At 30.2% G+C, this 16239-nt stretch carries 14 protein-coding genes; all 14 read right to left on the reverse strand.

Translation table 11 applies throughout. The features are described 5' to 3' along the window. Positions 1–134: 134 nt before the first annotated feature. Entirely contained in the window at positions 135–1274 is a 1140-nt protein-coding gene (gene ftsZ / locus L3B96_RS01615; protein ID WP_077831623.1) for a cell division protein FtsZ, read from the reverse strand. Positions 1275–1288: 14 nt separating this feature from the next. Next, positions 1289–2542 carry a cell division FtsA domain-containing protein gene (locus L3B96_RS01620; protein ID WP_238858641.1) on the reverse strand — a complete coding sequence of 418 codons (1254 nt, stop codon included), beginning with the start codon at positions 2540–2542 and terminating at the stop codon, positions 1289–1291. A 100-nt stretch (positions 2543–2642) separates the two neighbouring features. Then, the gene (locus tag L3B96_RS01625; protein WP_011968456.1) at positions 2643–3674 is read right to left on the reverse strand and encodes a PilT/PilU family type 4a pilus ATPase; all 1032 of its coding nucleotides are present in this window, start codon (positions 3672–3674) and stop codon (positions 2643–2645) included. A gap of 248 nt (positions 3675–3922) precedes the next feature. Continuing rightward, positions 3923–4621, reverse strand: a complete 699-nt coding sequence (gene sigK / locus L3B96_RS01630; RefSeq protein ID WP_011968455.1) for an RNA polymerase sporulation sigma factor SigK — start codon at positions 4619–4621, stop codon at positions 3923–3925. Positions 4622–4930: 309 nt separating this feature from the next. Next, entirely contained in the window at positions 4931–6547 is a 1617-nt protein-coding gene (locus tag L3B96_RS01635) for a penicillin-binding transpeptidase domain-containing protein (protein ID WP_077310043.1), read from the reverse strand. A 250-nt stretch (positions 6548–6797) separates the two neighbouring features. Next, entirely contained in the window at positions 6798–8018 is a 1221-nt protein-coding gene (locus L3B96_RS01640; RefSeq protein WP_011968453.1) for a U32 family peptidase, read from the reverse strand. A gap of 6 nt (positions 8019–8024) precedes the next feature. Next, positions 8025–8669, reverse strand: a complete 645-nt coding sequence (locus L3B96_RS01645; RefSeq protein WP_011968452.1) for an O-methyltransferase — start codon at positions 8667–8669, stop codon at positions 8025–8027. Between the two features lie 271 nt (positions 8670–8940). Next, complete coding sequence (mltG, locus tag L3B96_RS01650; protein WP_238858642.1) at positions 8941–9966, reverse strand: endolytic transglycosylase MltG; 1026 nt, start codon at positions 9964–9966, stop codon at positions 8941–8943. A gap of 108 nt (positions 9967–10074) precedes the next feature. After that, the gene (typA, locus tag L3B96_RS01655) at positions 10075–11901 is read right to left on the reverse strand and encodes a translational GTPase TypA (RefSeq protein ID WP_011968450.1); all 1827 of its coding nucleotides are present in this window, start codon (positions 11899–11901) and stop codon (positions 10075–10077) included. A 399-nt stretch (positions 11902–12300) separates the two neighbouring features. Continuing rightward, positions 12301–13968 (reverse strand): ribonuclease J, encoded by a 1668-nt coding sequence (locus tag L3B96_RS01660; RefSeq protein WP_238858643.1) that lies wholly within the window; start codon positions 13966–13968, stop codon positions 12301–12303. A 363-nt stretch (positions 13969–14331) separates the two neighbouring features. Continuing rightward, positions 14332–14796, reverse strand: a complete 465-nt coding sequence (locus tag L3B96_RS01665) for a Fur family transcriptional regulator (protein WP_011968448.1) — start codon at positions 14794–14796, stop codon at positions 14332–14334. A gap of 85 nt (positions 14797–14881) precedes the next feature. Beyond that, the gene (locus L3B96_RS01670; RefSeq protein ID WP_017210790.1) at positions 14882–15160 is read right to left on the reverse strand and encodes a DUF1292 domain-containing protein; all 279 of its coding nucleotides are present in this window, start codon (positions 15158–15160) and stop codon (positions 14882–14884) included. Between the two features lie 208 nt (positions 15161–15368). Beyond that, positions 15369–15785 (reverse strand): Holliday junction resolvase RuvX, encoded by a 417-nt coding sequence (gene ruvX / locus L3B96_RS01675; protein WP_011968446.1) that lies wholly within the window; start codon positions 15783–15785, stop codon positions 15369–15371. Between the two features lie 108 nt (positions 15786–15893). Beyond that, on the reverse strand, positions 15894–16151 hold the full coding sequence (locus tag L3B96_RS01680; protein WP_008424959.1) for an IreB family regulatory phosphoprotein: 258 nt from the start codon (positions 16149–16151) through the stop codon (positions 15894–15896). Positions 16152–16239: the final 88 nt, after the last annotated feature.

Below are 16239 nucleotides of genomic sequence, written 5' to 3' on the forward strand. Positions count from 1 at the left end.
AACATACTAAAAAATAAAAAAATAGAATGAAAACTTGTATATCAAAGGTCAAAAAACTATTTAATAGTTTTTTGATCCCTAAAACAAACTTTCATTCTATTTAACTTTATTTCTTAATATTATAAATTCCGTTATTAATGTCTCTTTTGTCTTCTTAAGAAAACAGGTATATCTAAATCATCTGGCTCATAATTGTTAGAAGTCATTTCTGGTTCTTTTGCATCTACTGCAACTTCTTGCTGTTCTTTTGCAACTTCCTTAACTTGAGGTTGAACTTTTTTAGGTTCTTCTACTATAGAACCTAATGATAATCTGTTATTTTCACTTTCAAATCCAGTTGCTATAACAGTAATTCTAATTTCTTCATTAAGAGTTTCATCTATAACAGCTCCTACGATTATATTAGCATCTGGATCTACAGCCTCACGAACAACATCCGCAGCATCATATACTTCTAATGCTCCAAGGTCTGCTCCTCCAGTGAAGTTTATAATAACATCTGTAGCTCCATCTATTGATGTTTCTAAAAGTGGAGATGAAATTGCTTGTTTAACAGCATCTTGTGTCCTAGTATCACCTTTACCGAAACCAACTCCCATATGAGCTAGTCCTTTATTAAGCATTACTGCTTTTATATCTGCAAAGTCAGCATTAATTACACCTGTTATTGTGATTAAGTCTGAAATAGCTTGAACACCTTGTCTTAAAACTTCATCAGCTAACTTAAATGAATCCAACAACGTTGTTTTCTTATCAGCCATATTAAGTAGTCTTTCATTAGGGATTATAACTAATGTGTCAACTTTTTCTTTTAATGTTGCTATACCCATTTCAGCATGTCTCATTCTTCTTTTACCTTCAAAAGGGAAAGGTTTAGTTACTACTCCTACAGTTAAAATCTCCATAGATTTAGCAATTTCCGCTACTATTGGTGCAGCACCTGTTCCTGTTCCGCCGCCCATACCAGCAGTAATAAACACCATATTTGCTCCCTTTATAGAAGCTGTTATTTCTTCTCTGCTTTCTTCTGCTGCTTTCTTTCCTATTTCCGGATTAGCTCCAGCTCCTAGTCCTTTGGTTAGCTTTTCACCTATTTGAATTTTTTGATCTGCATTAGAAAGCATAAGTGCTTGCTTATCTGTATTTATTGCAATAAATTCAACATTTTTTAGTCCTTCAACTATCATTCTATTTACGGCATTACTTCCGCCGCCGCCGCAACCAATAACTTTTATATTGGTTAACTCTTGCATATCTGTCTCAAAATCTAACAAAACAATTCCTCCCCTTAAAAAATCTTATCAAAAAAAACTTTAACTTTTTTTAGAATATGATTTTCACCTTCATTATTGTGTAAATGTTCTTTTTCATTAATTACTTTATTATCATTATGTTTATTAGTTAGAATTATATTATCATCCTCTAATAAATTTAATCTATCATATACTTCTTTAGCAATAGCCATAGAAGTTATATTTTCTGAATTTTTTATTCCCAGATCATTTTTTCTTATAACTTTAGTTTTTATTTTGAAAATTTTACGAACGATTTCATCTATATCTTCAAAATAATTAACTCCATCTCCATATAGAATTATACTACAAATTCTATCATAATGACCAGTATTTTTTAATTTTATATTGATATGGCTTAATATTTCTTCAATTCTAGCATTTACCACTTCATAGAATAATTTCCTGGAAACTTTGGTAGTTCCCACCTCAATTTCCTCTTCAAGCGAATTATCTAGATATAAAGCTTTATAATTGCTAGAGTAAATCTTTTTCATATTATCTGCTTTTAAAAACGAAAACTTCCCACAAATTGCTAAATCCTTAGTTATATTTCTTCCACCTATTGGAATAGAATTTATACTTTTAGGAATTCCATCCGTAAATAATGCTATATCAGTAGTCCCAGCTCCAATGTCTGCAATCACTATACTTTCCATAGAATTTTTTTCATTCAAGAACACTTGCTTTCCTACTAATATATTCAATTTTATAGACCCAATATTATACCCTGTTTTTCTAAAAAGTTCATAATATTTTTCTATTTCACTTTTAGCTGCTATTACTAATGTAAGATTTATTTCAAGTTTACTTCCTTTCCAATTTAATATATCTTTACGTATTACTTTGTTATCTAATATATAAAAATTGATAAGCACATCTACTATACATTCATCGTCACTTAAAATAAAATCTCTTTGTGCATTTCTCAGCGCTTTTCTTATATCCGCACTTGTAACTTTTTCTTGAATATTAACTACAGTTGATACTTCAGTAATTCTTACTTTATTAGAAGAAATTCCAATGGATATTCTTTCACTTTTTACTGTCGTCTTTTTTTCTAAATCCTTTAATAAGCTTACTGCAACATCCCTGCATTTATCAATATCTAATAACAAACCTTTCTCTATACCTGCTGATTTGCATGATTGAACTCCTAAAATTTTAAGTTCGTCTTTCTCTCTAATCGCTACAGTAGCAGATAATTTTTGAGTACCAAAATCTAAGGACGTAATTATCTCTTGTTGCATGATTAAATCTTTCCCTTCTCTGCAGAAAAAAATCTACTAATTGCAATATATTCAACACATTTACTCAAATTCCTTTTTTTATTTATGCAATTATTATTTTTTATTTATTATTTCGTATCCATTTTTCATATTCTTCCCTCGATATAGTATTATTACTTACTAATCTTTTCAAATCCATCTCAATAGTCTGCATTCCAAATTTAGAGCCCATTTGAATAAAGCTGTTAATCTGCTCAAAATTTCCTTCTCTTATAAGATTTTTTATACTAGAGGTACATACCATAATTTCCATTGCAGCAGTTCTACCCTTTCCTGAAGCATTTGGCAATAATACTTGTGAAACAACTCCCCTAAGCAATGATGATAGTTGAATTTTCACTTCATTTTGATGGCCTGATTCAAAAGAATTTATAATTCTATATATACTATTTGCTGCTCCCATATTATGCAAAGTAGAAAAAACCAAATGTCCTGTTTGCGCAGCTCTTAAAGCTATTTCAATTGTCTCAGGATCTCTCATCTCTCCAAGCAGTATAACATCTGGATCTTGTCTTAATGCCGCTCTAAGTCCCATTGCATAGCTTTTTGTGTCTTGTCCAACTTCCCTTTGATTTACCATTGATTTCTTCGTTTCATAGATATATTCTATTGGTTCTTCTAATGTAATTATATGCTTTTCTTTAGTCATATTTATTTCATTTACCATAGCCGCAAGTGTTGTACTTTTTCCTGATCCTGTTGGTCCAGTAACAAGAACCAATCCATCTTGTAATTCAGTGAAATCCTTTAAAACTGGTGCATCTGATATATCCCTAAGCTTTGGTATAGCTTCCTTTATAACTCTCATACATATAGCATAATTACCTTTGCATTTAAATGCATTAACCCTGAAGTTCCCTAAACCAGGCTTATTATATTTAAAATCTATTTCTCCATTTTCTAAAAACTCTTCATATTTACTTGGCATTAGATCTCTAATATATTCTCCAACAACTTCGTGTGGTACTGCATTTTCATCTGCGATAACCAAATCACCGTCTACTCTTACCATTGGTGGCAATTCTGAAGTTAAGTGAATATCTGATGCGCTAGTTAGATCAATTCTATCTAATAAGTTGTCTATTTTAGCCATAAGTTTTCTCCTCTATCCATAATTTTAAAAAGTATATCTTATAAAAAATAAGGTGCTATATTAAAAATAGCACCCTTGTTTAAAGTATGTCAATATTCTTTATATAAATATAGAATATTTATCCTTCCAACTTCTTTTAACATTACACTAATATGAATGAAAATGGATATTATTAAGTACATATTATATACTAAATAGCAGCGCATCGCTTTATAGTGATAAAGATTTATAATTCTCTATACACTAAATTAATTTTTAGTAAATAACTCTTTTTTTAATTTTTTTAAAGCTTTTTTTTCTATTCTCGATACATATGATCGTGATATTCCTAAATTTACTGCTATTTCTCTTTGTGTTTTGCATTTTCCATCAATTAATCCATATCTCATTATTATAATAGCACTTTCTCTTTTGGTTAATGACTCAATCAACTTTTTATATAGAGCTCTAACTTGTAAATTGCTTTCAACTTTTTCTAAGACGCTATCTTTTTCACTGCTTAGTATATCCATAAGACAAAATTCATTTCCTTCTTTATCGACTCCGATTGGATCTTGGAGATAAACTTCACTTTTTTGCTTTTTACTATTTCTAAACAGCATTAGAATCTCATTTTCTATACATCTAGAAGCATAAGTTGCAAGTCTAGTACCCTTACCTGCATCGAAAGAATCAATCGCTTTTATTAATCCAACAGTACCAATTGAAATTAATTCATCTACATCCTTATTAGGAAACGAATATTTTTTTACTATATGAGCTACTAATCTTAAGTTTCTTTCAATTAAAATACTTTTGGCATTTTTATCTCCTTCTTTAAATTTTTTCAAATACATTTGTTCTTCTGTTTCATCTAAAGGTAGTGGAAATGTATTATTGTTTGTCACATATCCAGTTAAGAATAGTGAATTTAATATTAGGTCTATAAAGCTATTTAATATAAACACCTTTTTCCTCCATAGCAGTGCTTGATATTATAATATGTTGGAGTACCAAAAAAGTTGCTTATACATTTTTATTTTTTATATTTATATTTTACTATATAGGTTCTAAATGATATAATTCACTCTTAATAAAGTTATTTGGTTTGTAGCGACCGATATTCCAATATATGTTCTTATTAATTAATTTTTTTAGAACACTTATATTGCAATTAAATTTCTATATCACAAGCTTAATTTACCACTTAGTTCACTAGAATTCTAAATGTAAATTTATTATCTCACTATATATAATATAGCAGTGATTAAATTTCACTACTTCGCATTTAAAGTTTTAACTATATCTTTAAATATTGGTGCTGCAGTATCGCCACCACCAAGATCTTCATTATTAGCATCCTTATCCATCTGTATGTCTGGAGTAAATACTACCATAGTATAGTTTTTTCCTCCTGCACTAAAATATCCAGCAAACCATCCATGAGTTTTACCTTCACTACCTGTCGCCGAACCAGTTTTACCACCTATATCAAGATCTGATTCATACGCTTTTATTCCTGTTCCTTTCAAAACAACCTGCTTCATTTCATTCTTAACTATTTTTGCTGTTGTTTCACTAAATACTCTCTTTTTATCAGTTTTAAACTCTTTTATTAAATTATCATCTTTATCCAAAATACCTTCGACTAAGTATGGTTTTTCATAAACCCCATTATTAGTTATAGAATTTATAGCTCCCAGCATTTGAATTGGAGTTACATTCATGCATTGTCCTATAGATATATTGTTTATTCCGGACTCCTCTTCTGGTTTCACCCCTTGTGCCTCTTTTACGATTCCACTATTTAAATTTAGCACTCTATCGTATAATCCTAATTTCTGTGAGTAATCCATTAATTTATCATAGCCAACTTTCGCTCCTATATCAGCAAATACATCATTAGAAGACTTTTCAAAAGCCTGCTCAACTGATAATTTACCATATACTTTTCTATCTATCTTACCTGCTCCAACAAAAGTATCATTTATATTTATAAGCCCCATATCTAAAGCTGCTCCGAGTGTTATCACTTTGTAAATAGATCCAGGTTCATATCCAATCTGCTGTATACCTAAATTTACATTAGCAGCGCTTTCGTCCTTTTGAACCATTGCCCTAATTTTACCTGTATCACTTTCCATTATAGTAACCCCTACATTGCTTAAATATGAATATTCCTCTTTATCCAAAATATCTCTTATTTTATTTTCAATATCACTATCAAGAGTTAATTTTAAATTTTTATTATCATCACTTATACTTACTGATTGTTTCGCATAAACAGCTTTATTATCTAAATAAAATTCACTTTTAGGTTTTTCATTATCTTTTAGATAATCATACATATCACCTTCAAGAGTTCCTGCTTCATGTTCCTCATCTAATATTTTAGATAACATACTGCTGACACTCCACGCTTTTTTAGTATCTACTTCATCAGAAATATAAGTATATATTCCTTTTATATTTTTTAGGTTATTAATTTTATTATATGTATCCTCTGATATGTTAAAATATAATTTCCCACTTTGTTTCATTATATCTGAATAACTAAAATCAGGATTTTCAGATTTCATTATGAAATTAAACGCCATTAAATCCTCAAGTGTTTCTTCATAGTTATTTAAACTGAATGGTCTTGTATCAATGACAAGTACGTATTTTTTGTTATACTTCATTAAATCTTTCCCATTAGTGTCTAAAATCATATAATTCATATTGCTAATATTTTCTTCTTGGTGATTTTGATAAGAACTCACAACTCTTTCAGATGGATATATTTGCAATATTGTTAAACGCGCTGTTAACATAACAATTACAGTCATAAGCATAGCTAGAATCTGAATCAATCTCTTATTTCTATCAAATTTTCCAGTAAAAATGAAAAACACCTCCCTCTCTAGCTTAGATTCTAGCCTTAAATAAGGTGTTTTATTCAAAATATCTGGACTTATATATTTATAGATATCCAGCTCTAAAGCTAAATTTATGTGGTAACTTACCGAAATCATAAATATTTTGTTCCGAAAAGCTATGAAAATATCGCTGAAAGCGCTAAAAATAAAAGCTTGCAACAACTTTAGCTTGCTCCGAATTATTCATTCGTACAAGTCAAAGTTGGGCAAGCTCCCATTAAATAAACTATTCTTTGTCTTTAACTATTAAATCTTTTTCTTTTAGAGGAATATCTACTCTTACTTTGTATATCATTTTCGCTCTATTTGCCGACTCTATTGGAGTTCCGTTTTCTTCTGTCATATCATGAAGAACAACTTCGAAATTATCTCCTTCTGGTCTTAAAACTTCTACTGTATCACCATTTAATACTTTATTTTTTTGTTCAATAGTTGCTATTTTTGTTTCTTCATCGTATGCTCTTACTATTCCTATTATATCTGCATGCCTTATATACGCTGAATCTTCGTATACTTGCTCTCCACTCTGGCCATAGTAAAAACCTGTATGATATACTCTGTGACTTACTTTATTTAAATTTTCCATCCACTTTGGATCGAATTTATAATTATCAGGATCTTTCATATATGCATCCACTGCCTGCCTATATGATTTAACTACTGCTGCAACGTAATATAAACTCTTCATTCGTCCTTCGATTTTTAGAGAGTATACTCCAGCCTTTATAACATCGTCTATATGTTCAATCATACATAAGTCTTTTGAATTCATTATGTATGTTCCATTCTCATCTTCAACTACTGGATAAAATTCATTTGGTCTCTTTTCTTCTACCAAATGATATTTAAATCTACATGCTTGCGCACAAGCCCCTCTATTAGCGTCTCTCCCAACCATATAATTAGAAATTAAACATCTTCCCGAGTAACTTATACACATTGAACCATGCACAAATGCTTCGATCTCACATTCCTCTGGTAAGTTATCTCTCATTTCTTTTATCTCAGTTAAGCTAAGCTCTCTAGCCATTACTATTCTCTTAACACCTTGTTCATACCAAAACTTAGCTGCTCTCCAGTTAACATTATTAGCTTGAGTGCTTAAGTGAATCTCTAAATTTGGTGCAACTTCTCTAGCTGCTGAAATTATTGCTGGATCTGATGCTATTATTGCATCAACACCTGTTTCATATAATTCCTTTATATAATCTTCTACTCCGCCTAAATCTGCATTATGAGGGAAAACGTTCATAGTTACATAAACTTTTCGATTTCTATCATGAGCGTATTCCACGCCTTCCTTTAATTGTTCATTAGTAAAATTATCTGCAAATGCTCTTAGATTTAATTTGCTTCCGCCAAGATATACAGCGTCTGCACCAAAATCTATTGCTATTTTAAGTTTATCTAAATTTCCTGCTGGTGCTAAAATTTCTGGTCTTATCATTTTAATTTACCTCCTCTTTGTAACTGCAATTCCATCTCCCATTGGTATAACAGATGTAATTAAGTTTTCATCTTGAGTAACTAATTCCAAATAAGTCCTCATTCTCTTTACTATTGTAATTTTTCTTCTTTTAACTAATTCTTGTGATGCCACCATACCTCTAAATAAAACATTATCAGCAACTATTACTCCATCTGGATTAAGTAGTCTCAAACAGTGTGGCAAAAAGTGGTTGTAATGTCCTTTGCCTGCATCCATAAAAATCAAATCAAAAGGCTCATTTAATTTTTCTAAAATCTCTAAACAATCGCCCTCTTCAATTTTGATCTTATGGTCTAAATTAAATTTCTTTAAATTAATGTTTGCAAGTTCAATCATTTTTTCATCACGTTCTATTGTAACAATTTCTGGTTCTGTCCCCGCAGCTTGATACATTAGTATTGATGAAAACCCTATTGCTGTTCCAAGTTCTAATATTCTTTTTGGTTTCTTCATACTAGTCATGAATTCAAGAAATACACCTGTTTCTTTTTGAACAATAGGCACCCCATTTGCTCTTGCAAAAGCTTCTATTTCCTTTAATGTCCCTTCTCTCTCAGGAATTAAACTTCTAATATATTCTTCCATATAGTCATATGTGATTTCGCTCATGAATTTCCTCCATAAATCTGTATTATAGATAAACAAATCAATAACTTGATTTATAATTTATATCTAATTCTTAAGTTGTTTATCTATAGATAAGCAATTTAAGAATTTTACTTATGCATTTGATTAGTTCTTCAATTTACTTGAGTTAGACTGGGTATATGTCAAGTTCTTGTTCTGGAAATCTATACATATCCAAAATTAAGTCTCTATATTATACTTTAGAACTTAAATTATCAATTCACAACTATCGATTGTGCATTGTGCATTGTACTTAGTATCCCAACTCTTTTTTCTTATTTAAAAAATCTTCATAGTTATTAGTAAAATAATGTGATCCATCATCTTTCATAATATAATATAAATAATCTGTCTTTTCAGGAAGCAATGCTGCCTTAATGCAGTCTAAACCTGGATTTGCTATAGGACCAACTGGCAGGCCTTTATACTTATACACATTATATGGAGAATCTACTTCTAGATGCTTGTTTAATACTACATCAACATGATATCCTAATGCATAAATTACGGCTGCGTCTATTTGAAGTTTCATATCTTTCTCTAATCTGTTGTAAATAACTGATGATATTAATGGCCTATCACCAGGCGCTCTTGCTTCTCTTTCTATCATGGAAGCTATAGTAACTATTTTTTCAACATCTTCATCACTTATTTCAACTTTAGTCTCATCTTCTGCCTGCTTCAGCACATCTTCAAATCTATCTAACATAGATTTAATTACATCATTTGCATTTGACCCTTTTTCTATTAAATATGTATCAGGATACAAATATCCTTCCAAATTATATCTCTTCTTATTATTATTTTTCACGAAACTAGGCAATTTATAATCTTTAACGTCTTTAATAAATTCGTCTTTAGAACAAATACCTTTATCTTCTACGCTTTTAGCAATATCTTCTATAGAATAACCTTCTGGTATAGTTAATTTAACCAAATCCTTATCCCCATCCTTATTTTCTAAAGATTTTATCAGTTCTTCTAAGGATGAATTTGTATTTATTTCATATATACCTTCTGTTAAATTTACTTTTCTCTTATCTATAGCCAGATTTACTTTAATAAGAAGTTTATTGGTCAATTTATTTTCTTTGTCTAACCTATCCAATATATCATAAAAACCTTCGCCTTGTTTGACTTCAATTATAATTGAGTCTTCAGTTGACTTTAATGGTTTTCTTATGGTACTACTATAAGATATTACAAACGTCAGAGTTATTACAAATAAAAATAATATAATTAACAGTATTAGCTTTCTAAAAGATTTATATTTATTCATAAACTTTTTCTACTTTCTCCTAGATATAATTAAAAGTAAATAGCCAAATAAAGACCATTTACTTTAATTATATTTATTTTATTTAATAGTTAAAGTATTTTCAGCAAATTATTTTTTGTTTCTGCTAATCATTCTTCTTCTTTCAGCACTATCCAATACTCTTTTTCTCATTCTTATATTCTTTGGTGTAACTTCTACCAATTCATCAGCATTTATAAATTCTAAACATTGTTCAAGAGACATTTCAACTGGTGGAGTTAATTTTAATGCATCATCAGCACCTGATGATCTTGTATTAGTAAGTTTCTTCATTTTACATACATTAATTTCAAGATCCTCTGCTCTTGCAGAAACCCCAACAATCATACCACCGTATACTGGAACACCAGCACCTATGAATAATTGACCTCTTTCTTGAGCACTATATAATCCATATGCTATTGAATCTCCTGCTTCAAATGAAACTATTGATCCTCTGCTTCTTCCTGGAATATCACCTTTGTATTTTTCATAAGAATGGAATACGTGATTCATAATTCCATTACCTTTTGTATCAGTCATTAATTCACTTCTAAATCCAATAAGTCCTCTAGCTGGAACTGTGAATTCTAATCTTGTATATCCATTTACTGCAGATGTCATATTAACCATTTCTGCTTTTCTTGGTCCTAACTTTTCCATAACAGGTCCCATAAATTCTTCTGGAACATCAATTGTTAAGTACTCAATTGGTTCTTCCTTGTGGCCATCTACTTCTCTAAATATAACATTTGCCTTTGAAACTTGGAATTCATACCCTTCTCTTCTCATTGTTTCAATAAGAACTGAAAGGTGAAGTTCTCCTCTTCCTGAAACTTCAAAACAATCTGGAGTAAGTTCTTTTACTCTTAAACTTACATTTGTTTCAAGTTCTTTCATTAATCTATCTCTTAAATGTCTTGATGTTACGAACTCACCTTCTTGACCTGCAAATGGTGAATCATTAACCATAAAGTTCATATTTAAAGTAGGTTCATCTATTTCAAGGAATGGTAATGCTTCTGGCGATGATGAATCTGCTATAGTATCACCTATATTAGCATCAATAACACCACTTACTGCAACTATATCTCCCATTGAAGCTTCTTCTGCTTCTTCTCTCTTTAATCCTTTGTATGTGAATATACTAGTTATTTTGTAATTAGCGCTTGATCCATCATTCTTCAATAAAGCAACTGTTTGATTTCTCTTTACTGTACCTCGATGTATCTTACCAATTGCAATTTTCCCAACAAATGCATTTGTATCTAGTGTACTAACAAGCATTTGAAGTGGTTCATCAATATATCCTTCTGGTGGTGCAACATATTTTAATATTGTATCAAATATAGGAGTCATATCGTTATTTTGATCATCTACATTATATCTTGCAAAGCCTTCTCTAGCTGATGCATAAATAATTTGGAAATCTAATTGTTCATCATTAGCTCCAAGTTCTACGAATAGATCAAATACTTCATCAATAACGTCTGTTGGTCTAGCATTTGGTTTATCTATTTTGTTGATTATAACTATTGGCTTTAAACCTAATTCTAATGATTTCTTTAAAACGAATTTAGTTTGTGGCATTGGTCCTTCATAAGAGTCAACAACAAGCAAAACTGAATCAACCATCTTAAGTACACGTTCAACTTCTCCACCGAAATCAGCATGCCCTGGTGTATCTACTATATTTATTTTTATGTCATTATAAATTACTGCAGTATTCTTTGAAAGAATTGTAATTCCTCTTTCTTTTTCTAAGTCATTAGAATCCATTACTCTTTCTTCTACTTTTTCATTAGCTCTAAATGTATGGCTTTGTTTTAACAAAGCATCTACTAAAGTTGTCTTACCGTGGTCAACGTGGGCAATTATAGCAATATTTCTTATATCTTCTCTTTTAATTAATTCCATTATTATTCCTCCAAACAGCAAGCAAGCTGCGAATTTTTCTTTTATAGTTTCTCTTTAGTTTGTATATAAATTAGTTAAAATTTAAGTATACACTGTAAATAACTTCATACTGTTAACATATTATTACTATTATTATAAATAAATTGCGATTAAAATTATTCACATATAAATGTAAACCTATAACTGTTTTTCTCCAAAAGAAAATTGGATACTTAAAGTATCCAATTCCTACACAACTATTATAAATTCTACTCTTTTCATCAAAAAAAGTCAACCCTATTCCAAAGAATATATATTTAACAATTTAATATTTAGTTAATTCATAATTTAATTATCAATAACAAAATATATTCTTTGCAGTTTTAGAATCACTATTTTCTTTCACACTTCCAAAAACTTCTAAAACTCCATAATTATTGGCAATATCATAGGTTTTCTCTTAGTCTTTTCGTAAAGATACTCTCTAAGTTGATCTCTCATCTTAGATTTTAATGTAGCCCAGTCAGTAATCTGTTTTTCTTCACAAGTCTTTAATACAGATTTAACAATTTCTCTTGCTTCATCCATAAGACCTTCAGATTCTCTAACATAGACGAATCCCCTTGAAATTATATCTGGACCGGATACAACCCTTCCAGTTTGTTTCTCTATTGTAACTACTATTGTTAATATACCATCTTGTGAAAGATGTTTTCTATCTCTTAAGACAATATTTCCGACATCTCCAACACCGAGACCATCAACAAACACTTGCCCTGAAACAACAGCACCATTCTTTTTAATATAATTTCTTGCTACTTCGATAACATCACCATTCTCAGGTATTAATAAATTCTTTTCTGAAAGTCCAACTTCCATAGCTAATTCACCATGCTTCTTTAAATGTCTATATTCACCATGAACTGGCACAAAGAATTTTGGTTTAACTAAAGCCTGCATTAGTTTAAGTTCTTCTTGACATGCATGACCTGAAACGTGAATCTTTTCCTGAGAATCATATATAACTTGAGCACCCTTTTTAAATAGTTGATTTATAACTTTTGAAACAAATTTTTCATTACCTGGTATAGGTGTTGCTGAAATAATTACTGTATCGCCTGGAATTACATTAATTTTTCTATGCTCCGATGCTGCCATTCTTGCAAGAGCAGACATTGGTTCCCCCTGGCTTCCAGTTGTTATTACAACAATTTTTTCGTTTGGATATTTTGAAATTTGATCCACTGGAACAAGTACATCTTTTCCAACTGTGAGATATCCAAGTTCTATTGCAACTTGAACAATATTCTCCATACTTCTTCCTGAAACTGCTACCTTCTTTTCATAAGCTTCAGCAGCTGTAATTATTTGCTGAATTCTGTGAACATTAGATGCAAATGTTGCAACTATTAACCTGCCCTTAGCCTTACCAAAAAGTCTTAGGAAAGTTTCGCCAACAACCTTTTCTGTCATAGTATATCCTGGTCTTTCAACATTTGTTGAATCCGCCATTAATACTAAAACTCCCTTTCTTCCAAGTTCAGCTAATCTTCCAAAATCCATCATTTCCCCATCAATTGGTGTGTAATCAATCTTAAAATCTCCTGTATGAAGTACTACCCCAAGTGGTGTATGAACTGCAATTGCAACTGAATCTGCAATTGAGTGATTAGTCTTTATAAATTCAACTGAAACACTATCAAGTTTAATTATATCCTTTGGCTTTACTCTTACTAACTCTGTTGAAGCTAACAAACCGTGTTCCTTTAGTTTTGTTTCAACTATTCCAAGAGTAAGCTTAGTGCCATAAACAGGAACATTTAGTTGTCTAAGTACATACGGCAACGCTCCTATATGGTCTTCATGTCCGTGAGTTAAAAATATCCCCTTGATTTTCTCTGAATTTTTGATTAGATATGAAACATCTGGTATTACAATATCTATTCCAAACATATCATCATCCGGAAATTTTAGTCCACAGTCTATAATAATAATATCTTCTTTATATTCTATAGCTGTTATATTTTTTCCGATTTCGTTTATACCACCAAGAGGAATTATCTTTATCTTCGCTCTTTCATTTTTCATACTTCCCCTCCTTCTTCTTAATATTATATTTATAAACAAAGGTTCTTTCTTTAGCATTAAAAAATAACAAGTCCTATGTGACAATATATTTTACATTAATATAGGCGACCTTAATCTACATTCCAATCTATAAGCCTACATTGCTTTATTTAGCATATAAGGTTTAGCCATATTAATTCACTTTAAATACATATACCTTAATAACAATTATCATTTGATACCATGCCCTTTTAAGCATGGCACCGAATGCATTTTCTTAGTAAATATATAAACCGTAAAATACATATCCTTACTTCATTCACGGCAAAATATCTGGCACACTTTTGACTTTATTTTATTTTTAATTTTCTATTAAAAGTCCTTTTATTCATCACTTAGCTTCTTTTGGCATTCATCACATACGCCAAAAAATTTTAAACTATGGTCTAAAATCTTAAACTTATATTGCTTTTCAATTCCAGATTCTAAATCCTCTAATAAATCATCCTGAACTTCCAAAACCTTATGACAGATATTACAAATAAGATGATGATGTCTGTGCGTTTCATTTGAATGCACTATTTCATATCTACTACATCCATCATTTAGATCTAATCTTGATATTACTCCTAATTCTTCTAGCAAAAGAATAGTTCTATATACTGTTGCTAATCCAATTTCCGGACAACTTTTTTTTACACTATCATATATTTCTTCCGCTGTTAAATGTTGACCTTCATTTTCAATAATAGTATCAACAATTGATCTTCTTTGTGGTGTTAATTTATAACCCTTTTTTTTCAAGTCTTCCTTCAAGGCATTCATATCAATTAAATTTGATGCATCCATACATGACACCTCACTTTTCATATTAAATGAATTGATTTTTCTCTAAATAAACATTAAAGAAAATATCATATTACTAGATTGTATACTATTCCTCAATTAAACCATCTTCATTCATAAGAGTTTCATAAGTTTCTAATACCATTTCGAATTCTTCATCGTCATCTTCTAAAGCTATAAATATATCGCTTCCATCCTCATCTTTGAATATCTTAAAAGCATAAGCTTCATCAGTTTCTTCAAATGCAGGAGTTGCAATAATATATTGGCCTTTTAATTTTTCTATTTCAAAGTATATAACAACCTCAAACTTAACGTCATTTCCTTCTTGATCAGGTATATATACATATTTTGCTTCCTTATCCATAAATGTATCCCTTCTGTATTTTATTTTTATTTATGTTGCAATTCACAATGCACATTTCACAATTCACAATCGCGATTAAAATTCTTGCGATATTTTTAGAATTATGATAAGGATTATTTTTGCAATATATATTTATTAATAAAAGCATATTGTATAAGAAATTAATCTTATACATATACTCCTCAAAATTTCCTATTCCATCAGATATTTATTTTCTTGAAATCATATCTAAATATCCTTGAAGTATGTAAGTTGATGCAACTTTATCTACTATCTTCTTCCTCTTATTCCTTGACAAATCGGCTTCAAGCATTGCTTTATGTGCTGCAACAGTAGTTAAACGTTCATCCCAGAATTTCACTTCTACATTAAGTTCTTCTTCTATAACCTTTCCAAAAGCCATCGCAATCTCTCCAGATGGTCCTATTGTTCCGTTCATATTCTTGGGTAATCCAATTACAATAACCTTTGCATCATATTCATCACAAAACTTTTTTATTTCCGCTATATCTTTTTCTTTATTAGTTCTTCTAACTGTAGTCAGGCCTTGAGCAGTGAATCCTAATGGATCACTTACTGCCACTCCAATAGTCTTTGAACCCAAATCTAATCCAAGTATCCTCAAATTACAGCACCTCTCACAACATATAAGCAGCAAATATCAAGAAAATCTCAATATCACGCTTTCTTTCATATACTAAAATTAAAAGTGCCCGTTATAAACGGGCACTCTCTACTTTATCTCTAAATAAGATTTTATAACTTCTTCTAGTATGTCATCTCTCTCGAGTTTTCTTACTAAAGCTCTTGCTCCGTTGTAATTAGTGATGTAAGTAGGGTCTCCTGAAATCAAATATCCAACTAATTGATTTATAGGATTATATCCTTTTTCCTGTAATGAATTATAAACCTCTGTTAATATTGTTTTTGTAAGAGCTTCTTTATTCTTACTTAAATCAAATTGCATTGTATGTTCAATATTATTACTCATAAAATTGCTACTTAAAGCAACTCACCCCCTTAATCATTTTATAAGGAAACGATATCCATATTTATTATTAACTTTATTTTTTAAATTT

Origin of the sequence: Clostridium sp. YIM B02569 (assembly GCF_022320765.1) — a bacterium.
GTDB classification, from domain to species: Bacteria; Bacillota; Clostridia; order Clostridiales; family Clostridiaceae; genus Clostridium; species Clostridium beijerinckii.

Bases quoted from the DNA above. Each gene is read 5' to 3' on its own strand.
- L3B96_RS01670 (WP_017210790.1), bottom strand. From the start codon at position 15,160: ATGGATAAGGAAGCAAAATATGTATATATACCTGATCAAGAAGGAAAT.
- L3B96_RS01645 (WP_011968452.1), bottom strand. From the start codon at position 8,669: ATGAGCGAAATCACATATGACTATATGGAAGAATATATTAGAAGTTTA.
- L3B96_RS01680 (WP_008424959.1), bottom strand. From the start codon at position 16,151: ATGAGTAATAATATTGAACATACAATGCAATTTGATTTAAGTAAGAAT.
- L3B96_RS01640 (WP_011968453.1), bottom strand. From the start codon at position 8,018: ATGATAAGACCAGAAATTTTAGCACCAGCAGGAAATTTAGATAAACTT.
- L3B96_RS01620 (WP_238858641.1), bottom strand. From the start codon at position 2,542: ATGCAACAAGAGATAATTACGTCCTTAGATTTTGGTACTCAAAAATTA.
- L3B96_RS01660 (WP_238858643.1), bottom strand. From the start codon at position 13,968: ATGAAAAATGAAAGAGCGAAGATAAAGATAATTCCTCTTGGTGGTATA.
- mltG (WP_238858642.1), bottom strand. From the start codon at position 9,966: ATGAATAAATATAAATCTTTTAGAAAGCTAATACTGTTAATTATATTA.
- typA (WP_011968450.1), bottom strand. From the start codon at position 11,901: ATGGAATTAATTAAAAGAGAAGATATAAGAAATATTGCTATAATTGCC.
- L3B96_RS01625 (WP_011968456.1), bottom strand. From the start codon at position 3,674: ATGGCTAAAATAGACAACTTATTAGATAGAATTGATCTAACTAGCGCA.
- L3B96_RS01665 (WP_011968448.1), bottom strand. From the start codon at position 14,796: ATGGATGCATCAAATTTAATTGATATGAATGCCTTGAAGGAAGACTTG.